The 20,661-nt window shown below is 69.9% G+C and carries 17 protein-coding genes; 9 read left to right on the forward strand and 8 right to left on the reverse strand.

All coding sequences use genetic code 11. From position 1 onward, the window contains the following. Positions 1-124 precede the first annotated feature (124 nt). The 3 genes from OOT46_RS23685 to OOT46_RS23695 form a co-directional block, all read right to left on the reverse strand. Positions 125-889 (reverse strand): carbonic anhydrase, encoded by a 765-nt coding sequence (locus OOT46_RS23685; protein ID WP_265406095.1) that lies wholly within the window; start codon positions 887-889, stop codon positions 125-127. 124 nt (positions 890-1,013) lie between these two features. Further along, positions 1,014-2,054 carry a YsnF/AvaK domain-containing protein gene (locus OOT46_RS23690; RefSeq protein ID WP_265406096.1) on the reverse strand — a complete coding sequence of 347 codons (1,041 nt, stop codon included), beginning with the start codon at positions 2,052-2,054 and terminating at the stop codon, positions 1,014-1,016. Positions 2,055-2,159: 105 nt separating this feature from the next. Further along, on the reverse strand, positions 2,160-2,591 hold the full coding sequence (locus tag OOT46_RS23695; RefSeq protein WP_265406097.1) for a YsnF/AvaK domain-containing protein: 432 nt from the start codon (positions 2,589-2,591) through the stop codon (positions 2,160-2,162). Between the two features lie 251 nt (positions 2,592-2,842). Between OOT46_RS23695 and OOT46_RS23700 the strand changes: the two genes are divergently transcribed. After that, positions 2,843-3,700, forward strand: coding sequence for a Rossmann-like and DUF2520 domain-containing protein (locus OOT46_RS23700; RefSeq protein WP_265406098.1), 858 nt, complete (start codon positions 2,843-2,845; stop codon positions 3,698-3,700). Between the two features lie 102 nt (positions 3,701-3,802). Here the strand turns inward: OOT46_RS23700 and OOT46_RS23705 are convergent, their stop codons facing one another. Next, positions 3,803-6,322 (reverse strand): penicillin-binding protein 1A, encoded by a 2,520-nt coding sequence (locus OOT46_RS23705; protein ID WP_265406099.1) that lies wholly within the window; start codon positions 6,320-6,322, stop codon positions 3,803-3,805. Positions 6,323-6,899: 577 nt separating this feature from the next. Between OOT46_RS23705 and OOT46_RS23710 the strand changes: the two genes are divergently transcribed. From OOT46_RS23710 to OOT46_RS23735, 6 genes are all read left to right on the forward strand, one after another. Next, complete coding sequence (locus tag OOT46_RS23710) at positions 6,900-9,833, forward strand: ATP-binding protein (protein WP_265406100.1); 2,934 nt, start codon at positions 6,900-6,902, stop codon at positions 9,831-9,833. A gap of 239 nt (positions 9,834-10,072) precedes the next feature. Then, positions 10,073-11,218 carry an alkane 1-monooxygenase gene (locus OOT46_RS23715; protein WP_265406101.1) on the forward strand — a complete coding sequence of 382 codons (1,146 nt, stop codon included), beginning with the start codon at positions 10,073-10,075 and terminating at the stop codon, positions 11,216-11,218. A 55-nt stretch (positions 11,219-11,273) separates the two neighbouring features. Beyond that, positions 11,274-11,486 carry a hypothetical protein gene (locus OOT46_RS23720; protein ID WP_265406102.1) on the forward strand — a complete coding sequence of 71 codons (213 nt, stop codon included), beginning with the start codon at positions 11,274-11,276 and terminating at the stop codon, positions 11,484-11,486. Positions 11,487-11,607: 121 nt separating this feature from the next. Beyond that, entirely contained in the window at positions 11,608-12,414 is an 807-nt protein-coding gene (locus tag OOT46_RS23725) for a TetR/AcrR family transcriptional regulator (protein ID WP_265406103.1), read from the forward strand. Between the two features lie 53 nt (positions 12,415-12,467). Further along, a complete protein-coding gene (locus tag OOT46_RS23730; RefSeq protein ID WP_265406104.1) occupies positions 12,468-14,174 on the forward strand; it encodes an AMP-binding protein in 1,707 nt (568 codons plus the stop codon). A 40-nt stretch (positions 14,175-14,214) separates the two neighbouring features. Beyond that, positions 14,215-14,715, forward strand: coding sequence for a hypothetical protein (locus tag OOT46_RS23735; protein WP_265406105.1), 501 nt, complete (start codon positions 14,215-14,217; stop codon positions 14,713-14,715). Between the two features lie 33 nt (positions 14,716-14,748). Here OOT46_RS23735 and OOT46_RS23740 read toward each other — a convergent pair whose 3' ends face one another. Beyond that, complete coding sequence (locus tag OOT46_RS23740; protein WP_265406106.1) at positions 14,749-15,717, reverse strand: esterase/lipase family protein; 969 nt, start codon at positions 15,715-15,717, stop codon at positions 14,749-14,751. A 188-nt stretch (positions 15,718-15,905) separates the two neighbouring features. After that, positions 15,906-16,985 (reverse strand): AraC family transcriptional regulator, encoded by a 1,080-nt coding sequence (locus OOT46_RS23745; RefSeq protein ID WP_265406107.1) that lies wholly within the window; start codon positions 16,983-16,985, stop codon positions 15,906-15,908. 546 nt (positions 16,986-17,531) lie between these two features. Here OOT46_RS23745 and OOT46_RS23750 point away from each other — a divergent pair. Beyond that, entirely contained in the window at positions 17,532-18,245 is a 714-nt protein-coding gene (locus OOT46_RS23750) for a PEP-CTERM sorting domain-containing protein (protein ID WP_265406108.1), read from the forward strand. Between the two features lie 125 nt (positions 18,246-18,370). Here the strand turns inward: OOT46_RS23750 and OOT46_RS23755 are convergent, their stop codons facing one another. Next, positions 18,371-18,739 carry a YbaN family protein gene (locus OOT46_RS23755; protein WP_265406109.1) on the reverse strand — a complete coding sequence of 123 codons (369 nt, stop codon included), beginning with the start codon at positions 18,737-18,739 and terminating at the stop codon, positions 18,371-18,373. Between the two features lie 156 nt (positions 18,740-18,895). Then, positions 18,896-19,744, reverse strand: a complete 849-nt coding sequence (locus OOT46_RS23760) for an alpha/beta fold hydrolase (RefSeq protein ID WP_265406110.1) — start codon at positions 19,742-19,744, stop codon at positions 18,896-18,898. 341 nt (positions 19,745-20,085) lie between these two features. Here OOT46_RS23760 and OOT46_RS23765 point away from each other — a divergent pair, with 341 nt between their 5' ends. After that, complete coding sequence (locus OOT46_RS23765) at positions 20,086-20,655, forward strand: hypothetical protein (protein WP_265406111.1); 570 nt, start codon at positions 20,086-20,088, stop codon at positions 20,653-20,655. Positions 20,656-20,661 lie beyond the last annotated feature (6 nt).

The following is a 20,661-nucleotide window of genomic DNA, read 5'->3' on the forward strand; positions in this document are numbered from 1 at the left end:
CCTTGGTTCTGGCTTGGTTCTGGGATACCCGGCCAGTGTGCGCAAGGCGGCCCGGGGTCGAGCCGCGGAGAAAGACCGGAAAGGCGGTGTTGCTCCGGCTTTCGCCCGGCCCGCCGCCCCCGCCTCAGCGCGAGACCCGCACCTCCCGGCCGTTGAGCGGCTGCACCGGGCGGGCATTGGCCGGATAGAGCCGGCGGAAGGCTGCGATGCTCCGCGGCAGCACTTCCACCGGCTCGCGCATCACCATCCAATGCACACCTTCCGCGCAGGGCGGCGTCGTCAGCGAGCCCTCGAAGTCGTAGTAGCCGCGCTGCCGGGGCAGCAAGGTCTGGAGGTCCAGCGAGAAGTCGGCCGGTGTCGGCGTCTTGCCTTCGCGCCGGGGCAGTCGGCTCAGCACGGCGTCGAAGCCCGAACCGGCGCGACCCGCTTGCAGCAGCACGGCGACCACACCCAGCCGGCCTTCGGCATCCCGGTGCACGAGGTGGGCGACCATGGGCCAGGCCTTGCCCTCGATGCGCTCCTCGCTGGGCGTGTGGAAGTGGAACTGCAGCAGCTCATAACGCCGCTCGCCCACCTGCAGCCGCTGCCCGGGTGGCACGTCGATCTGCACGGTGTGGCCGTTGTCGACGATGGAAGCAGACAGGCTGCCGTAGCCGAAACCGAGCTCGGGCAGCTCGGCAGGCCGGGCGCCGCGCATGTCGATGGGCGACTGGTGCCGGCCGATGGCGCAGGCCTCGAAGCCGGCATCGAGCTCCGCCCAGCGGGCGGGGCCTTGCGGGCCCTGGTAGGACCACTGCGGCGGGTGGGTGGGCTGTTTCGCCTGCAGCGGCAGGCAGGACAGCAGGCATGCGGCCAGCGCGGTGCGCGCCGGGACATATAGCTTGGACAACAACAAACTCCTTGGTACCGCCGGAGCGACCGTCCCGCACGCCGAAACGTGCCGCGACCGGCCTGCCGCATGCAACGCCCGGGCGGCGCGTCGGGTTGACGCGCCGCCCGGGTGCCCGGCTCTATCAGCCGCTCACGCGCTCCCAGGCATGGCGCACCGCGAGCTTGGCGCGCTCCCAGGGGCTGCCGGGGTGGGCCGTGGTCCAGTCGCGCCGGGCATCCGCCTCCACCTCTTCCCAGCGCCGGCCGGCGTATCGGCTGTCGCTGGCCAGGCCGTGGCCGAAGCGGTAGGCCGGCAGGTAGTCCTCGTAGCGGGAGCCGGCGCTGCCATGGCTGGTACCGAAGTGGCTGCGGAACTCGCCGTCGTAGGACTCGAAGGGCTGGACCGAGCCGGCGCCGAGGCGCTCCACCTCCACCTCGGTGCGCTTGAGCTGGTCCCGCACGGTCTTCTGCTCGTGGCTGACGTCCTTGCCGACCACCACTTCCTCGACCACGCGCGCGCTTTTGTGCACGACCGCCTTCTCGGCCGTCTCGCGCACTTCCAGCGTGCGTTCGCCGGCCGGCAGCAGGTCCGCCGCCGTCGCCGGGCGATTGACCGGGCGGCGCTCCACGCGGGCATGCTCGGAGGCGAGGTCCAGCGTCTCCTGCACCGGCGTCTCGAGGGTGCGTGCATAGACACGCACGCCGCCGGAGGAGACCGATCGCTTGCCCACCTCCAGCTCTTCCTTGACGACGGGGATCACGTCCTCCTGCACGGTGGCACTGCGGCCGACCTTCGAGGCCGCGACCGCACCCGAGGCTGCACCGCGCCGCAGCGCGGCGTGCTCTTCGATGTCGACCGCGCCGGCATCCAGCAGCGCTTCGCGGGCCAGGTCGATGCGCGGCTCGTCCTCGACATCCACCTTCACCACGGCGGCACCGTTGCGGACCGCGTCGGCGTACTGGCCGACCTCGCGCTCGTCGTCCGGCCCGAACAGTTCGGCAAAAAAGTGGCGGATGTGACCCACGACACCTGTGTCGTCATCGTTCAGATCTGCGCCGCGTTCCTGGCCGGCGGGCCCGGTGACGTGGATGCAGTCGGGGTCGATCCCTCGCGATGCCAAGGCATTGGCGGCTTGCTGGGCCGCCGCATATCGATCAAAAACACCAACCACTGTCTGTCGCATGAGAAGCTCCTTCCGTTTGTGATGAAAGACGGGCGCACCCGCCGCTTCGGCAAAGCGCCGCCCCAGGGGGCGGTTGCCCCCTGAAGCCACGCGTGCTGACGGTTCTCAGTCCACGGCCTGCCAGGACCCGTCGGGCTGCTGGCGTTCGACCACCGCCTGCTCGCGCCTGAGCACCACCTCTCGGGTGCCGGGCGTGCTGCGTTGTCGCCGGTGCAGGCGGACCTCTTCCTTGAGGATCCAGCGGCGCTCGACCACCACCTGCTCTTCGTAGACGGGAACCACCCAGACGTCGCCGTCCTGCCAGGGCGCGCGACGCTCTTCGCAGGGCCGGCCGACCGGCACCCGCTCGACCACCACGTCCTCGTGCAGCTCCGGCGTGTCGAGACGCCGCGTCTCGGCCTCGGTCACGATCCTCACCCGCACTGCCCCGGTCTGCTCGACGCTGCGCGTCAGGACTGGGATCTCCTCGACGACCGGGACGGTCGCCTGCAGGCCGGTCTCGACGGCAAGGGCTGTGGGGAGGGACGGAGAGGTCATGGAGCGATGGCCTGGAGGAAACGGGTGATGTGCAGGTTCTGGCAATGGGGGTGCCCGGGGGGCACCGGCCCGCCGGCCCCGCCTGCGCTCATGCAGCCAGGAAAGACCTGCGCGGGGGGACTGGAAGACCCGCAAAGATTGCGGTCGGTACGGGAGCGCCTTGGGCCGCCTCGTCAGCGACCCATGACGAGATGGCATGGGCGCTACGCTTTTGCTGCATGCTAGTGGGCCGAATCAGCCCACCAGAGCCCATGCAACTGCCCACCCTCTGTTTCATCGGTGCCGGCCGTCTGGCCCGCACCCTCGCCTTGTCCCTGTCCGCGCGCGGTTCAACCGTGGCGGCGGTAGCCAGCCGCAACCCCAACTCGGCACGCGAGCTGGCCGCGGCCCTGCCGGCCTGCGCGGCGCTGCCGCCCGAGGACGCCGTGCAGCGCGCCGAGCTCGTGTTCCTCACGGTGCCGGACGACCGCATCGCCGCCGTCTGCGCCGCCCTGCCTTGGCGGTCCGGACAGATGGTCGTGCACTGCAGCGGGGCCACCGAGGTCGGCGAGCTGGCGCCGGCGGCACGGCAGGGTGCGGCCACCGGCGGGTTTCACCCGCTGCAGATCTTCTCGGACCCCGAGCTGGCCCTCGAACTGCTGCCGGGCAGCAGTGTCGCGATCGAAGCGGACGGCACCTTGTCGGCGGCACTGCACGAGATGGCGCAGCGCCTGGAAATGCACCCGATCACGCTGCCCCCGGGCGCCCGCACGCGCTACCACGCCGGCGCCAGCTTCGCGGCAAGCTTCCTGCTGTCGATGCTGGCCGAGGCGGCCTCGGTATGGGCCAGCTTCGGGGTCGACCCGCAACAGGCCCTGCGGGCCCTGTTGCCGATCGCCCGCGGGACCTTGGCCTCCGCCGGTACACGCGGCCTGGCCGGCGCCTTGGCGGGGCCGGTCTCGCGCGGCGACCTCGGGGTGCTGCAGCGCCACTTCGCGGCGATGGACACGCTGGGCGAAGAGCATGGCCGTTTTTATCGCGAGCTGACGCGCCGGCAGCTGGCGCTGGCCCGCGAGGCCGGGAGGCTCGACGATCCCACGCTGCAGGCGCTGGAAGGTCTGTGCGCTTGACCGCCTCACCGATGCGGCACGGCCCGAGCAACAAGCAGGCGCTTCGTCAGCGCCACTGAGTCGATGAAGCGCTTGCGCAGCAGCGACGCTGCGCAGCAAGGGTTACGGCTTTTGGCCGAACGCCGGGTCCTGCCGCAGCGCGTCGAGCACCGCACCGGCACCGGCGCCGCGCACGCCGCCCGGAGGCGGCGGCGCCGCACCGGCATCGGAGGGAGGCGGCACCTCACGCACGTCCTGCCGCAGGCTGCGCACGACCCGCTCCAGCTCGGCCGAGCCTTTCGGTGCCGCGGCGTCCGGCGGCAGTGGAGCGCTGGCGCCGGGTTCGGGCGGCGGGCCGTCGTCGTCGATGCCCGGCAGCGGCGACGGGGGCGCGCTGCCTTCGCCCTCGAACAGCGGATCGGGAAGCTCGGACGGCAGGTCCGAGGCGGCGTCTTCCGGCAGCTCGGGCGGCATCGGCGGAGGCGGCGGATAACGCGACGGCGGGAAGCTGGCCTTGGCGTCCAGCGCCTTCATCTTCAGCGCGCTGCGGAAGAAGTCGCCCACCACCAGGGCCGCGTTGTGCGCGCCCTGCCCCCAGTAGTCGCTGCGCAGGGTCACGCGCTGGTCGTTGAAGCCGACCCAGGCGCCGCCCACCAGCTCGGGATGCATCAGCATGAACCAGCCGTCGGTGTTGTTCTGGGTCGTCCCGGTCTTGCCGGCGAAGTCGGCCTCCAGGCCGAAGCGCTGGCGCACCCCGGCGCCGGTGCCCTCCCGCATCACACCGCGCATCATGTCGATCAGCTCGACCGCGACATCGGCAGAAAACGCGGTGCGGCTATCGCCGACGAACTGGGCCAGCACCTCGCCATGGGCGTCGGTGATGCGCCGCACCAGCACCGGCTCGCGCCAGTCGCCCTGCGCCGCGATGGTCGCGTAGGCCGTGGCCATCTCCAGCAAGGTCACCGGGCTGGTGCCGAGCGCGAGCGAGGGCACCGGGTCGAGCCGGCTCTGCCGCACCCCGGCGGCACGCGCCAAGGCCACCACGTCAACCACGCCCACCTGCTGCATCACCTGCGCGGTGATGGTGTTTTTCGAATGGATCAAACCCTCGCGCAGGCTCATCTCGCGCCCGCTGAAGCCGGACATGTCGGTCGGGCGCCAGACGCTGCCGTCGGCCTGCCGCACCTCCACCGGTGCATCGAGATAGAGGCGGTAGGGCTCGATGCCGTTGGCCAGCGCCGCCGCATAGACAAACGGCTTGAAGGTCGAGCCGGGCTGGCGTTGCGCCTGGGCGACGTGGTCGAACTGGTCGCGCGCGAAGTCGCGGCTGCCGACCCAGGCCCGCACCTCGCCGTTGCGCGGGTCGATCGCGACAAAACCGGCCTCCAGGCGGGTCTTGTCCTCGCGCAGCCGGGTCAGGAAAGCCTCGTCGGCCTGCAATTGCGCCAGCGCATCGCGTTCCGCGATGCCGCTCGCGACCCGCTTCTTGAACTCGGCCGACTCGCGGATGAAATCCTGCTCCAGCTGGCGGCCCTGGCGCCAGAAGTGAGCGAACGGCGCGGCCTTGGCCGAGGCACTGCGGTAGGCCGCGGTGGTCGAGCCCAGCGATGGCAGCGCGGCGCGACTCCACTCGACCGCCGCGACCTGCTGCAGACCGGCGGCCTGCTCGCGCAGCGAACTCTCGGCAGCCGCCTGCAGCCGACTGTCCAGCGTGGTATGAACCACCAGCCCGTCGCGGTAGAGGTCCATGCCGCGCTCCTCGGCCCATTCGCTCAACCACTTGCGCACGTGGGCCGCGAAGTGCGGCGCGCTGCCGAGGTCCTCGCTGGGACGCGTGAACTCGAGGTCCAAGGGGCGCGTCGAGAGGCTGCGCAGCTGCGCCTCGTCGATCACCCCGTGGCGCGCCATCTGGCCCAGCACGACATTGCGGCGGGCGCGGGCGCGCTCGGGGTGGATCACCGGGTTGTAGTAATAGGTGCCCTTCAGCATGCCGACCAACGTCGCGCTCTCCAGCGCGTCGAGCTGCGCGGCCGCCTTGCCGAAATAGGTGCGCGCGGCCATCTCGATGCCGACCACGCCGTAGAGGAAGGGCACGTTGTTGAGATAGCTCTCCAGGATCTGCTGCTTGCTCAGCACCTTCTCGATGCGCCGCGCCGCAATCATCTCCTTGACCTTGCGGTTGAGCGAGCGGGAGCGGCCGATCTCTTCAGGGAAGAGGTTGCGAGCCAGCTGCTGCGTCAGCGTCGAGCCGCCCTGCGGATCGCCGCTGAGCGTGTGCAGCACGGCCGCAGCGCTGCGCACGAAGTCGATGCCCTCGTGTTCATGGAAGCGGTGGTCTTCGGTGGCGATCAGGGCCTTCACCAGCAGCGGCGAGATGCGATCCAGCGTCACCGGCTCGCGGGCCGCGCGACGGAAGGTCGCCAGCGTCTTGCCGTCGGCCGACAGCAGCACGCTGGGCCGCTCTGCATGCGCGGAGCGCAGAGCTTCCGCGTCCGGCGTCGAAGCCGCCATCAGGGTCAGATAGACGGCCAGCGCCAAGGGCAGCGCGACGACCAGCAGGAGCAAGACGCGGCGCAGACCCCTCGGCAACAGCTGCCGCCTGGGCGGGCGTGCTTCCGAGGGCGGCAATGAATCACGACTCAAGTTCGGCTCCTGGTTCGGTGCCCGAAGCGGCCGTGCGGCACGGCCGGTCCCCGGTACACCGGTGGCTGGCGATTGCACCAGCCCCCAGGAAAGCCGTGCAACCGGGCACTACGATAGCGCCAGTCCGAGCGCGCTTCTTGCTACGGCCGTGTCGGACGGTTAACTGTGTTAACCGGCGCAGCCGTCGACCGCTCGGCTGCCGCCTGCGGTGACGGGTGGTGAGGAGCGCTGCCAGCGCCTCCCGGTGGTAACACAGGCCCGGGGGCCGCCCTGCCTTGCAGCCTGCGATACGCCGGGTTGCCAGGGGCGAACCCAGAGGCAGCGAGACCGGGGGCAGGTCCTCGAGCAGGTCGCCAGGGTTCGGCAAAAACGGGCGGAATGAAAGGTCGTCATACCGACTCGACGCGGCCCCCCCCAGCTTCCCGCCAAACGGTGTCAGCGCAATGGCCGATGGCGCAGCCGCCGGGCGCCACAGTGAACGGCGCTGCGCACGCCGCTTGCCAGACTTCGCGATGCAGCCTCTGCGCGGTTGGCGGGTCGCGACGGCCGGCACGGCGCAGGAACGACAAGGATCCCTGTGAAACCGACCAGCGCCTCCCGGCTCGACGCCCCCCCACCTGCCTTCCTGCTCGGCGGCGGCGAATCGGGCGCCCGGATGCGAGCGACGCACTGGGCCGACACGCCGCTCGGTCCGCCCGAGGATTGGCCGGCGCCCCTGAAAACCGCCGTGCACATCGTGCTCGGCTCGCGTCAGCCGATGTTCGTCTGGTGGGGACCGCAGTGCTTCAACTTCTACAACGATGCCTGCTGGGAGGTACTCGGTGCGCGCCATCCCGACGCAATGGGCCGCCCCGCGATGCACACCTGGCAAGCGCTCTGGGATCAGGTTGCGCCGCAAGCCGCGTCGGTGCTGCGCGGCGACCAGGGCAGCTTCGAAAAGGAGGACCTGCAACTGGTGATGGAGCGCCACAGCGGTCCCGAGGAGAGCAGCTATTCGGTCTCGTGCAGTGCCGTACCGGACGAGCACCAGGGACCGGGTGGGCTGATCGGCATGCTGGTGGACCGCACCCGCGGCGCGATGGCCGAACGCCAGCTCGATCTGCTGCATGAACTCGCGGCCTGCACGAGCGGCGCGAGGACCAGGGAGGATGCCGGCCGGCTCCTTTCGGCAGCGCTGGCGACCGGGTGGCGTGACCTGCCTTTCGTGCTGCTCTACGCCCTCGACCCCGTGCACGACGAGCTGAACCTGATCGCCAGCGGCAGCACCGACACGCAAGCCCACGGTCGGGCTGTTCGCATCGAGCTCGATCATCCCTGCGCGGGCCCCGTACTCGCCGCGCTCAACTCGCTTCAGCCCCAGCTGCTGACCCAGCCCGACGCTTTCTTCGAGCAGCTGCCGCAATGCGACGGCGCGCCGCCGCGGCATGCCGTCGTCATGGCACTGCCGGCACCGGGGCGCCGCCGCGCCATCGGGGTTCTCGTCGCCGGGCTCAATCCGCTGCGGCGCTTCGACGCCGACTACCGTCGTCTCATCGAACTGGTCGCCGGGCAGATCGCGACCCGACTCAGCAGCGCGCCGGCCGACGAGGACGAGCGCCGGCATGCCGAGCCACAGGCCGAGCTGGAGCGCGCCAAGGCGGCCTTCTTCTCGCAGCTCGGCGACGAGTTCCGCACCCCGCTGACACTGGTGCTGGCGCCGCTGCAGGATCTGCTGGACGACCCGGCACACCACGCTGCGCACGAGACGCTGCGTCTGGTGCGCCGCAATGCGCAGCGCCTGCTCAAGCTGCTCGACCACCTGCTGGACGTCTCGCACCTCGAGGCCGGTCCCCTGCAGGCGAGCGACGCGCCGGTTGACCCGGCCGGCCTGCACGGCGAACGCGCAAGCGTCTTCCGATCCGCCATCGAACGTGCCGGGATGAGGCTTGAGATCGACGGTCCGCCCGGCGCGCACGAAGGCCGTGACGTGGAGCCGGTGGAGACGGACCGGCGCTGCCCACTGTGGTCAGCGCCGGCGGCGGCGCCGCTGCAGCCGGCCCGGGTGCTGCTGGCCGACGACAGCGCCGACATGCGCGACTACCTGCACCGACTGCTGTCGCTGTCGCACCAGGTGGTGACCGTGCCGGACGGGCAGGCGGCCCTGGAGGCGATACGACAGCAGCCGCCCGACTTGGTGGTGGCCGACATCACGATGCCGCGGCTGGACGGCCTGGGGCTGCTGCGTGCGCTGCGGGAAGACGGCGGCACCAGCGGCCTGCCGGTCATCCTGCTGTCCGCCTGCGCCGCCGAAGACGCGCGCCTGGCGGGTCTGCAGGCGGGCGCGGACGACTACCTCGTCAAGCCCTTCAGCGCGCGCGAGCTGCTGGCCCGCGTCGACGCGCTGCTGGCCCTGGCCCGCCTGCGCCGCGCGGCGGGCGACGCCTTGGGCGAGAGCGAGGCGCGGTTTCGCCAGCTGGCCGATCACGCGCCCATGATGGTGTGGCTGAGCGAGAGCGACGGCCGCTGCAGCTACCTGAGCCGATCCTGGACCGAGTTCACCGGCCAGGAGATGCCTGACGGCCTCGGACTGGGCTGGCAGCAGATGGTCCACCCCGAGGACCGCGAGCGGGTGGAGCGCCTCTTCGCCGAACACAGCGCGCGCCACGAGGCCTTCCGCACGGAGTACCGCCTGCGCCGCCGCGACGGTCACCACGCCTGGGTGCTGAACGCCGCGCAGCCGCGCTACGACGGCAGTGCACGCTGGCTGGGTTATGTGGGCTCGGTGCAGGACATCAGCGACCGCAAACAGGCCGAGGAGACGCTCAGGGCCGCCGACCGGCGCAAGGACGAATTCCTCGCCACGCTGGCCCACGAGCTGCGCAACCCGCTCGCGCCGATCCGCAACGGCCTGGAACTGATGAAGCTGGCCGGCCACCGGCCCGAGATCTTCGCCAAGGTGCACGACATGATGGAGCGCCAGGTCGGCCACATGGTGCACCTGATCGACGACCTGCTCGATGTGAGTCGCCTCAGCCGCGGCCGCATCGACCTGCAGCGCGAAACCCTGGACCTGGCCGCCGTGCTGGCCGGCGCCCAGGAGACCATCCGGCCGCTGATCGAGCGCATGGGCCACCGCCTCAGCGTCGAGCTGCCCGCCGAGCCGGTGCTGCTGCACGGCGACGCCACCCGCCTGACGCAGGTCTTCGCCAACCTGCTCAACAACGCCGCCCGCTATACCGACCCCGGCGGGCGCATCGCCGTGAGGGCGCACTGCGAAGGCCGTGAGGCGCGGGTGTCAGTCTGCGACAACGGCATCGGCATTCCCCCGTCACAGCTCGACGAAGTGTTCGAGATGTTCTCGCAGCTGCAGGGTTCGCTGGAGCGCGCCCAGGGCGGCCTGGGCATCGGCCTGACGCTGGCGCGCCAGCTGGTGCGCCTGCACGGCGGCCGCATCGAGGCCTTCAGCGGTGGGCGCGGCCAGGGCTGCGAGTTTGTCGTGCACCTGCCGCTCGCGCCGGCCTGTGCCCCCTGACAGCAGACGCACCCGTTTCATCCTGGTACAGACGAAGCGCCGCGCGGTCGGCACCATGGTTCCTGATTTTCATACGAACGTTTGAATCGAAGGTTTCAAGCACCCGAAAGGGAAAAGCACCCTTCGAGCCCGTTGACAGCCAGAGAGACAGAGACGAACGAACCCGACAAGAGCGCGCCCAGCGCGCCGACATTCCGCGCCAGCCGCCGGCACACGGTCAGCGCGCCAGGAGACAAGACATGTGGTCCGGCCATCGCACCCTTCGGGGCGGCATGCACACGCCGCCTCCTGCCGAGCCTTACGGGCACCGGCGTTTCGCCTTCCTGTGGTTCCTGCTGGCGGCCCTGCCGCCCTTCATTGCCTGGGCGGCCGCCTCGCGGTGGGGCCACTGGGACGCCTGGGCCTGGTACACGCCCTCGCAGTTTTTCATCCTCTTCCCGCTGATCGACACGCTGGTGGGCCGTGACCGCCGCAACCCCGACCCGGCGCGCGAGGCCGAGCTCGAACGCGACCGCTACTACCCGGCGTTGACCTTGCTGTGTGTCCCGCTGCAGCTGGGCGCGATGCTGTGGGGCGCCTGGGCCTACACGCAGGCGCCCTTCGGGCCGCTCGGCCAGCTCGGTTGGCTGGTCTCGATGGGCTGCCTGGGCGGCGTACTGGCCATCAACACCGCGCACGAGCTGATCCACAAGCCCAGCCGCGTGGAGCAAACCGCCGGCGGCCTGCTGCTGGCCTCGGTGCTGTACGGCTCCTTCAAGGTCGAGCACATCTACGGTCACCATGTCGATGTCGCGACACCGGCCGACGGCAGCACGGCACGGCGCGGGGAGACGGTCTACGGCTTCATCGCGCGGGCGCTGCGCCGCAACGTCGGGCGCGCCTTCGAGCTGGAGCGCCACCACACCTCCCGGCGTGGCCGGCCCTGGCGGGTCTGGCGCAGCGAAGTGCTCGGCTGGTTCGCGGTGAGCGCCGGGCTGGCAGCGGCCTGCATGCTGCTGGCCGGCGGCTGGCAGGGACTCATCTACTTCGCGGGCCAGGCCTTCTTCGCGATCTGCCTGCTCGAGGTCATCAACTACATCGAGCACTACGGCTTGCAACGCCGGCAGCTGGCCGACGGCCGCTGGGAGCGGGTCGACCCGCGCCACTCCTGGAACTCCGATTTCCTGTTCAGCAACCTGATGCTGTTCCAGCTGCAGCGCCACTCCGACCACCACGCCCATGCGGCACGCCGCTACCAGGTGCTGCGCCGTTTCGACACCAGCCCGCAGTTGCCCTGCGGCTATGCATGCGCGGTTGTGATGGCGCTGCTGCCGCCGCTGTGGCGCCACGTGATGGACCCGCGTGTCGACGCCCACGACCGCGTGATGGAGCGCGCGCCCGCCTGAACGAAGCACCGCTTGCCTTTTTCAAGAACCCAGCCCTACACGACAAGGAGCCATGATGAGCTATTCCATCCAGACCCAGTTGGGCGAACTGCTGGACAACGAAACGACACGCGCCGTCCTCGAGAAACACCTGCCCGGCCTGTCGGACCATCCGCAGATCAGCATGGCACGCGGCTTTCCCCTCGCCACCGTGGCGCAGTTCTCCGGCGGGCTGATCACCCAGGACGTGCTGAAGGCCGTGGACGAGGAGCTGGTCCGGCTCGGCTGAAGCCCCACCCCCTGACACCCGGCGTTCGCGCCCTTGCCTGCGTCGGTGCCGACCGCTGATCGGTACCGTGCGGCAGCGTGCGCTCCGGCGCCGGCTTCCGACCCCTCCTTTGCTCCATCCCATGCACACCAGCCCTCGCAAAGACCGCAAAGCCGGCGACCAGACCCGCCAGCGCATCCTCGAGGTGGCCGAGCGGGCCTTCATCGAGCAGGGTTTCGACGCCCTGTCGCTGCGCCAGATCACCGAGCAGGCCCAGGTCAACCTGGCCGCCGTGCACTACCACTTCGGCGGCAAGGACGCCTTGCTGCACGCGATGCTGGAGCGCCGCATCGGCAAGCTCAATGAGGAACGCCTGCGCCTGCTCGACGCCTGCGAAGCCGCCTGGCCCGACGCGCCGCTGAGCTGCGAGCACGTGCTGGCCGCGATGTTCGTGCCGGCCTTCCGCCTGGCGCGCGATACGGAGTGCGGCGGCCCGGCCTTCCTGCGCCTGCTGGGCCGCGTCTACACCGACACCTCGCCGGTGGTGTCGGACTACCTGCGGCAGCACTACGACCCGGTGTTCGGGCGCTTCTTCGATGCCTTCCAGCGCTCGCTGCCGCACATGCCACGCCACGACCTCGGCCTGCGCCTGCATTTCTCGCTCAAGGCGCTGGCCGGCGTGCTGGCCAGCGATGACCTCGACGTTCTGATCGCCTCCTTCAGCCAGGGTCAGGCGCTCACCGAGGCGCAGCTGCTGACGCGGCTGATCTCGCTGATGGTGGCGGTGCTGAAGGAGCCGCTGCTGCAGATGCAGCGCAGCGCGGTGCTCGAGGAAGTGCTGCGCATGGCCGACTTGCAGGCCGGCCGGCCCCCTCAGCCCCTGCGGGTGCTCGAGGGCGGCCAACAAACCACCACGTCGCGCCCGCGGCCGCGGACCCCGCGCGGTTGAGCTCCGGAGTCGACGCCGTCCCCCCAACAAACACGAAGCTGAGGCAAACCACCATGGGTGTCCCCATTCCCGAGACCGAGCGAGTCTGGTTGAAATCCTATCGGCCCGACGTTCCCTTCGAGATCGAGCCGGAACGCTATCGCAACCTCAATGTGATGTTCGAGGAGAACGTCAAGCGCTACAGCTCGCGCGTGGCCTTCGTCAGTGCCGGCAGCGAGATGAGCTATGCGCGCTGCGGCGAGCTGGCCCGGGCCTTCGCCGCCTGGCTGCACCATGCCGGCGTGCGCCAGGGCGACCGCGTGGCGCTGATGATGCCCAACAGCCTGCAGTACCCGGTCTGCCTGTTCGGCGCGCTGCTGGCCGGCGCCATCGTCGTCAATGTCAATCCGCTCTACACGGCGCGCGAGCTGGCCCACCAGCTCAAGGACAGTGGCGCCGAGACGGTGGTCGCGATGGAGATGTTCGCCGGCACGCTGGCCGAGGCCTTGCCGGGAACGGTGGTGCGGCGCGTGCTGCTGACCGGGCTCGGCGACTTGTTCGCCGACGGCCTCAACCTCAAGGGCCGCTGCATCAACCTGATGATCCGCCGCAACACCCCCGCCGCGCAGCGCCACGCGCCCTTGCCCGGCGCCATCCGGCTGCGACGGGCCCTTGCCGCGGGCCGCGGGCTGCCGCGCCCGCAGGTCGACGTGGCGCCGCAGGACCTGGCCTTCCTGCAATACACCGGCGGCACCACCGGGGTCGCCAAGGGCGCCATGCTCAGCCACCGCAACATCGTCGCCAACCTGCTGCAGACGCTGGCCTGGCGCGGCAACACGGTCGACACCTCACCGATCGAGACCAACCTCAGCCTGCTGCCGCTGTATCACATCTTCTCGCTGACCGTGAACTGCCTGATCTTCATGTGCCTGGGCGGGCGCAACGTGCTGGTCGCCAACCCGCGCGATGTGCACCGCGTGATGAAGACGATACGGCGCGAGGACTTCACCGGCATCGCCGGCGTCAGCACCCTGTTCAATTCCTTCCTCGAGGACGACACCTTCCGCAAGCGCGACTTCTCGCGGCTGCGGCTGACCATCGCGGGCGGCATGGCGACGCCGCAGGCGATCGCCGAGCGCTGGCAGCAGCTGACCGGCAAGTCCATCATCGAGGGCTACGGCCTGACCGAGTGCTCGCCCATCGTCACGATCAACCCCATCCACCTCGACCACCCGGAGCGCATGCAGTTCAACGGCACCATCGGCCTGCCGGTGCCGTCCACCGAGGTGCGCCTGCGCCGCGACGACGGTCAGTGGGCCCCGCTGGGCGAGCCCGGCGAGCTGTGCGTGCGGGGGCCCCAGGTGATGCGCGGTTACTGGAAGCGCCCCGACGAGACCGCCAAGGTGATCGACGCCGAGGGCTGGCTGAGCACGGGCGACGTGGGCGTGATGGACGAGCACGGCTACGTGCGGCTGATCGACCGCAAGAAGGACATGATCCTGGTCTCGGGCTTCAACGTCTATCCCAACGAGATCGAGGACGTCGTGATGCAGCATCCCGGCGTGCGGGAGGCCGCCGCCCTGGGCGTGCCCGACCCGGTGGCGGGCGAGCGCGTGAAGATCGTCGTGGTGCGCAAGGACCCGGCGCTCCGCGAGGCCGACCTGATCGAGCACTGCCGTGCCCACCTGGTCGGCTACAAGATGCCGCGCGTGATCGAGTTCCGCGAGCAGGAGTTGCCCAAGAGCAATGTCGGCAAGATCCTGCGTCGCGAGCTGCGCTGACCCTCGCCGCTTCCCTCGACCCGGCCCCAAGGACGCCCCGATGAAAGCCACCCTCCATCGCCTCTGCGCCCCCCGGCTGCCCGCCCTGCTGCTTGGCGTGCTGCTCGCCCCCCATGCCCCGGCTGTCACGGTCTCGCCGGCCGGCGACCTGGTCGCCGCCGGCGAGCTGAACTACCGCAAGGGTCTGGGCAGCATCAGCTGCGAGACCAGCTTCACCGGCACCATCACGCCGGACGGCAAGGTGACCATCAGCGCCGCTTCCTTCACGACGCGCGGACTGTGCAAGCGGATCTCGGCCGTCGGCCTGCCGTGGACCGGGCAGGCCCAGCCCTCGGGTCTGCTGGTGATCGACAACGCGGCGGTCGACGTGCAGGCGCCGTTCGTGGGCGGCCAGTGCGGGCCGAGCCGCATCGAGCTGAAGTGGGACAACGCCCGCTCCACGCTGACCTTCACCGACGCGCTGCTGGTGGCGTCCTCCGGCTCCAGCTGCAAGACCAACGGCCAGATCACGGTCAGCCCGAAGCTGGACGTCCAGCCTTGAGGACGTCCCACCGGGGCTGGGGCTGGGTCGGGCTCAGAGGCCGGCCTTCTTCAGCCGGTTGGCGTGGCTGCGGTAGAAGGCCAGCGGGTCAGGCGCCAGCAGTCCGCGCAGACCCATCACCTGGTTGACACCATCGGCGTGGTTCCAGGGGTAGTCGGCGCGCAGCACCTCACCCCAGCGGCTCGAGCAGCTGGAAACCAGCCCGTCGTTGGGCGTCCCGTCCGGGAAACCCAGCGGCGACGCGAAGGCGAAGACCAGATCGCTGACATCCAAGAGGTTGGTCGTCACCACCGCGCCGCCCGCCGAGTAGTAGTGCACACCGCTCGCTCCGACACGGGCGCCCGATCCGCAGGGCGTGGTGGGCGCGCCTTCGGAATAGCGCAGATTCCAGTCCTTGCTCATCGCGGTGGTCAGCTGGAACACGTTGCCGATCGCGTCGTGTTCGCGGTCCGAAGCACCGGTGAGCCAGTCCAGCGCTTTCAGCATCTCGGTGCTGAGCTTGATCAGCAGCTCGCCTCCCTCGGGATGCTCGACCGTGAACTTCGCGACCCAGTCGGCCACGCCGCTGCCTTGGTGGGGCGTCTGCATCGTGGTCACGCTGGCGACCAGCTCGGGCTGCATGCGTGCAGCGTAGCGGGAGGCGTGTCCGCCCTGGCTGTGAGCCACCAGGTTGAACTTCTCGAAGCCGTGGGCGGCCTTCAGCGCGCCGAGCTGGCGCAGCAGCTGCTCGCCCCGTTCCTCGTGTGTGTCCACCGACGACAGCTTCACGACGTAGACCTTGGCACCACCTGCCTCGAGGGCCTGGGGCACGCCGAAGAAGTAGTCGACCAGTCCGCCGATGTTGTCGAAGCCCAACACGCCGTGCACCAGCACGATGGGATGGCGGGTCTGGGTGTAGTGGAAGTCGAACCAGGACAGCCCCTGCGCGGAGCTCTGTGCTGGAGCGGCGCACAGGGCCGCGACCGCGACAGCCCATGCGGCGGTGTAGCGTTTGATGAACATGTTGATGTCTCCTTGTCGTTGAAAGGTGACGGTCGTGTGCGCTCCGGGAGCTGTGAATGCGCCACGTGCCGGCCCGCTGGCGACTATGGCGGGCTGTACGGGCCGGGTCGATGATGCGCGCTTGATCGCCGCTGCGGACGGACGACAATGCGATCACAGCCGCCGTGCGCGGCCGTGCAGCCAGGACCTCAGCGTTCGGAGACCCGGTCCTGGAACATGCCCGGGCTCTTGCCGTACCAGCGCCGGAAGGCGTGCTGGAAAGCGCTGGGTTGCGAGAAGCCCAGCAGCGCCGCGACGCGCGAGATCGGCATGCCCTGGCGCAGGTGGCGCACCGCGGCGTGGCGGCGCACCTCGTCGAGCAGTTCGCGGAAGTTGTGGCCTTCGGCATCGAGCAGCGATCGCAGCTGTCGCGGCGTGCGCTCGAGCATCGCGCTGACCTTCTCCAGCGACACGTCCTGCTGGCGCGACAGCAGCGTCGAGATCGCGACCACCACCTTGTTTTTCAGCGGCGTCTTCTGCGCCAGCGCTTCCTTCAGCTGCTCCGCCTTTTCGGCGAGGAAGTGGCGCAGGTAGCTATCGGCGGTGCGGAAGGGCAGCTGCAGGTAGTCGGGGTCGAAGGCGATGCTGTTGTCGCAGGCCCGGAAGCTGATGGCGGCGCCTGGAAAGGCCTGTTCGTAGGCACCCCGGTAGCCCGGGTCGGCATGCATGAAACGCACGCTGCGCACGAGCAGCGGCGTGCCGGTGAAGCTCTTGCCGAACCAGGTCGCCAGCGTGAGGAAGTGCTCGGCCAGGAAACGTGACTCGTAGCGCGGGTCGCGGCAGGTGTAGACGAAGCGGGCACCGTCGGCCTCGACCACGTAGTCCACGTCCTCCGCTTCGGACACCAGCAGCGCGTACTCGTGCCAGTGCTCGATGGCCGAGCGCAAGGTCGGACAGCGCATGCCCAGGTGCGCCACGAAGTGCATCTTGTTGTCCGGATAGTACCGGTGCAGCTCCAGCCCGAGCGACGGGTTGTCGAGCTCGCGGCTCGTGAACTCCCACAGCCGCTCGATGCGAGACAAGGGCAGCCGGGCGTCGGGATTGCGCAGCTCGCGCGGGTGCACGCCGGTGGCGCGTGCGATGCGCTCGTCCGATACCCCGTGTCGCAGCAGCAGGCGCACCAGGGTCAGCGCGGATTCAAAGGCCGTGGCGGTCGGCTCCTGGGTCGCCGCCGGGGTAAGGCCCGCCGGCGGGCCAGGCAGCTCGGCCTGCATGACGGTCGGGCTCATGTCCGTGGCCGGGCGAAGGAAACGCCCGCCTCGACAGGACGCAGTCTCATCGTTGTCCCCTTGTCTCCTGGGACCGGCTGCAGCACCGGAGCACTGGGCTGACCCGAGCTCCATCTGATGTTCTTGTGCGTGCGCCGGCTTGTACAAACTCAGCGGCGCCATGATTGCTCCGGACGCCGCGTCCGGGGGTAAACGTTGGTAATGCGGTCCGCGCGAACGGCGTTGCCGGTGATCGTCGGGCCGTCCTCCGCGGAGACCTCGACGCCTCGATCACCGGGCCCGCCGACGCCTGTGCAAAAGGAACGCGCCCCTGGTGATTCCAACGTCAGGGCCCTTGACACATGGACCCTGTCGATCATTGCGATGTGAACAGTGCTCCGACATCCTTCGGCGTCGCAGGCCGAGCGTCGGCGAGTCGCTCTCGAGGGCCCTCGGAAGGGCGACTCACCGACACGGGCATGCCGAGACCGGACTGTGCGGACACCGGCTTCGGCGCCTGCCCCCCTCCCAGTTCCGTCCGCATGACAACTAACGAGTGGAGTCAGAATGAAAGCATCCTCTACCGGGCATACCTTCAAGCGCCTGCTTCTTGCCGCTGCCGCAGCCCTCTCCTTCCCGGCCCTGGCCGCAACCCCGATCACCGGGGGCGACGCGGATCTCGTCTTCTCGCAAGCCGCCATCGACACGCTGGGCCTGATCTCGGTCAGCGTGGCCGGCACCGGCTCGGCCACCACGGTGACCCCGGGTCAGTCCTTCAGCTTCCCGGTGACCGGTGGCTCGGTCGAGGGCAATGCCGTGGTGGACGTCCTGACCGACGTCAATGCCGGCGTCAGCCTGACCAAGGGCAGCACGGTGATCAACCTGGGTGACTTCCGCGTCGACGTCGGCAGCAAGACCCTCTACGGCGACATCACCATCGGCGCGCAAGTGGTGCAGAACACCGCGCTCTACACCTTCACGACGGTGACGGACGTCGAAGCCGGCCCGAATGCCCGCACCGTGAGCGCGAGCGGCATGTTCATCACCGAGACCGCTCTCAACACGCTGGGCGACGCGCTCGGCGTGCCAACCTTCCTGCGTCCGGCCGTGGCCGGGGTCGACTTCGGCACCCTGACCGGCAACCTGACCGTGGCCGCCGTGCCCGAGCCCTCGACCTACGCGATGCTGGGCCTGGGCCTGGCCGGCATCGGCTTCTACAGCAAGCGTCGCCGCGCTGCTGCTGCCGCCAGCGAGGCACCGGCCGCGCCGCAAGCCGCCTGATCGACAACCCCCTGGTTCACACCACCCCATGGCGTGATGACCGCCCGCCGAGGCCAGGCCTCGGCGGGCGGTTTTTCGGTTCAGATCGTCGAGAAACCGATTCGAGCTGAAGCGCCGCGAACCGGTCACTCCTCGGGCCGGCACCACAGCCACACCGCGACCACGAACAGCACGCAGGGCAGCCCGGCCTTGAGCCACAGCGGCGCCGTGGTGAACGCGATCATGGTCGAGCTGCCCGCCATGCCGATGCTGGCGAACCACTTGGCGCGACGCGGCACCACGCCGCGCTCGCGCCAGCGGCAGATCGGCGGTCCGTAGACGGGATGGCGCAGCAGGTGCTCTTCGAGCTGAGGCCAGCCGCGGCCGGCGGCCCAGGCGGCGGCCAGCAGGAAGGGCACGGTCGGCAGCACAGGCAGCACCACGCCGATCACACCGATCAGGATGAAGAGCAGCGCGAGCGCGCGCCACAGCAAGGTGACGGTCCGCTTCAGCACGCCGCCTCCGCGGCGGCCGGACGACCGGCCGACAGGCGGCTCGGGCAGCGCCCGCGCGGCTTCGAGGCGGGCGCCGACACAGCTGGGAACATCATGGTGGCGGCCACGATAGCATGGGCAGGCCGGCGCGTCGCCGGGACTTACCGGGGTGGATGCTCAGCCTCGGGCCGCCGTGACGAGGTGCTGCAGCATCGTGCGGGCGACCGTGTCAGGGTGTTCCTCCAGCAACCAGTGCGAGGCGCCCGGCAGCACCTCCAAGCGGTAGGGGCCGGCGACCTGCCGGCCGGTCGCATGCGCCGCGGTCGCGCCGAGCGCCTGGTCGGCCGAGCCCCAGATGAAGAGGGTCGGTACGCCGACGGGCCCCACCCGGCGCCTGGGCTGGATGGCCCGGTACCAGTTGAGCGCCGCGCTCAGCGCACCGCTCACACGCAGCCGCTCGACATTGCGTTGCACCTGTTCGGCCGGCACCCGCCCCTGGTAGGCCCGGCGCAGGACGCGTGCGTCGCGCGCCAGCAGCAGCCACTCGGCCAGCGGCAGGCGCAGCCGGAACAGCAGCATGTAGATCGAGCGCCGGCGCTGGTCGGCGTCGTGACGCAGCGCGTCCTGGAAGGCGTCGGGATGCGGCATGGACAGCACGCACAGCGTCAGCAGCCGCTCCGGATGCGCGGCGGCCAGGGCCCAGCCGACCATGCCGCCCCAGTCGTGGCCGGCGAGGTGGAAGCGCTGCGCGCCGAGGGCATCGGCCCAGGCCAGCACGTCCTGCACCAGCAGCTCGATGCGGTAGGACGCCACCCCGGCAGGTCGCGCCCCCGGCGAGTAGCCGCGCTGGTCGACGGCCACCACCCGCCAGCCTGCCTGCGCCAGCCGCAGCATCACGCCGCTCCAGGCGTCGGCGAACTGCGGAAAGCCATGCAGGCAGAGCAGCAGCGGGCCGTTCTCGGGGCCGGCCGCAATGGCATCGAAGCTCAGCCCGCGGGCCTGCAAGGTGAAGTGGCGCAAGTCCATCGTCGGTCTCCCGGTTTTTCTGCGCGGGCCGCCTCGCGATCGCTACCGATCGCCGGAAAGCGCTCGCACTCCAAGAGTCCGCGATTCCGGCGGCGAGGCCAATTCGCCGAGAAGAGCCCGTGCAGGCGACCTGACATCCAGACCCGGCTCGTCCTGCTGCTGGTCCGGGTCTTCGCCACTGCCATCGCCAATGCCGTCCCTCATGGGCTGGCGGATCAGCGCCTTGGCGCGCTGCGTCGCGGGCCGCGAGTGCAGCAAACCGGGCAGCCGGCGCCGCCATAATCGGCACGCTGACCGCGAGAGTGTCCGGGCCAGCTGAAAAATACCACCGGAGAGTCCTCATGATCGTTCGCCTTGCCCTCTGCGCTGCATTTGCCGCGTCGCTGTCCACGCCAGTCCTGGCTCAGTCCGAGCCCTTCGAAGGCTACCTCTGCTGCAACATGCGCTCCGACGGCAGCTGGATCAGCGACAGCAATTACGCCGAAGGCAACCAGCGGGTCATCCCCGCCGGCACGCCGGTGAAGGTCACCGGCTATGGGCGGCAGCGTGTGTATGTCGAGATCGACGGCAAGAAGCAGGCGATCGGCAACGACTACAGCCGCAATCTCGATCTCAAGACCTTCGCGCAGCGCTACGTGGTGTCCGAAGACCCGCGCGCCAAGCTGGCGACCTTCTCGCCCAAGGTGCGCGCGGCCATCGAGGCGAGCCAGTTGCTCCCCGGCATGACACGCGAACAGGTGTGGATGGCAGCGGGCTATCCGATGGCCAGCGAGAACCCGGACCTGAGTGCCAAGATCTGGCGTTTCTGGCGCAGCTCTTTCAACGAATTCCAGGTCGTTTTCGACGCCGCCGGCAAGGTCAAGGACATCGTGGCCGACCCCGCCACCCGCACCCTGGTCGTGGCCGAATGACCGCAA

Origin of the sequence: Aquabacterium sp. A7-Y, assembly GCF_026153205.1 — a bacterium.
Classification (GTDB): Bacteria; Pseudomonadota; Gammaproteobacteria; order Burkholderiales; family Burkholderiaceae_C; genus Caldimonas.

What these genes read in the sequence shown, in the direction of transcription:
- OOT46_RS23690 (WP_265406096.1), bottom strand. Translation starts at nt 2,054, where the DNA reads ATGCGACAGACAGTGGTTGGTGTTTTTGATCGATATGCGGCGGCCCAG.
- OOT46_RS23695 (WP_265406097.1), bottom strand. Translation starts at nt 2,591, where the DNA reads ATGACCTCTCCGTCCCTCCCCACAGCCCTTGCCGTCGAGACCGGCCTG.
- OOT46_RS23700 (WP_265406098.1), top strand. Translation starts at nt 2,843, where the DNA reads ATGCAACTGCCCACCCTCTGTTTCATCGGTGCCGGCCGTCTGGCCCGC.
- OOT46_RS23715 (WP_265406101.1), top strand. Translation starts at nt 10,073, where the DNA reads ATGTGGTCCGGCCATCGCACCCTTCGGGGCGGCATGCACACGCCGCCT.
- OOT46_RS23720 (WP_265406102.1), top strand. Translation starts at nt 11,274, where the DNA reads ATGAGCTATTCCATCCAGACCCAGTTGGGCGAACTGCTGGACAACGAA.
- OOT46_RS23725 (WP_265406103.1), top strand. Translation starts at nt 11,608, where the DNA reads ATGCACACCAGCCCTCGCAAAGACCGCAAAGCCGGCGACCAGACCCGC.
- OOT46_RS23730 (WP_265406104.1), top strand. Translation starts at nt 12,468, where the DNA reads ATGGGTGTCCCCATTCCCGAGACCGAGCGAGTCTGGTTGAAATCCTAT.
- OOT46_RS23735 (WP_265406105.1), top strand. Translation starts at nt 14,215, where the DNA reads ATGAAAGCCACCCTCCATCGCCTCTGCGCCCCCCGGCTGCCCGCCCTG.
- OOT46_RS23740 (WP_265406106.1), bottom strand. Translation starts at nt 15,717, where the DNA reads ATGTTCATCAAACGCTACACCGCCGCATGGGCTGTCGCGGTCGCGGCC.
- OOT46_RS23745 (WP_265406107.1), bottom strand. Translation starts at nt 16,985, where the DNA reads ATGAGCCCGACCGTCATGCAGGCCGAGCTGCCTGGCCCGCCGGCGGGC.
- OOT46_RS23750 (WP_265406108.1), top strand. Translation starts at nt 17,532, where the DNA reads ATGAAAGCATCCTCTACCGGGCATACCTTCAAGCGCCTGCTTCTTGCC.
- OOT46_RS23760 (WP_265406110.1), bottom strand. Translation starts at nt 19,744, where the DNA reads ATGGACTTGCGCCACTTCACCTTGCAGGCCCGCGGGCTGAGCTTCGAT.
- OOT46_RS23765 (WP_265406111.1), top strand. Translation starts at nt 20,086, where the DNA reads ATGATCGTTCGCCTTGCCCTCTGCGCTGCATTTGCCGCGTCGCTGTCC.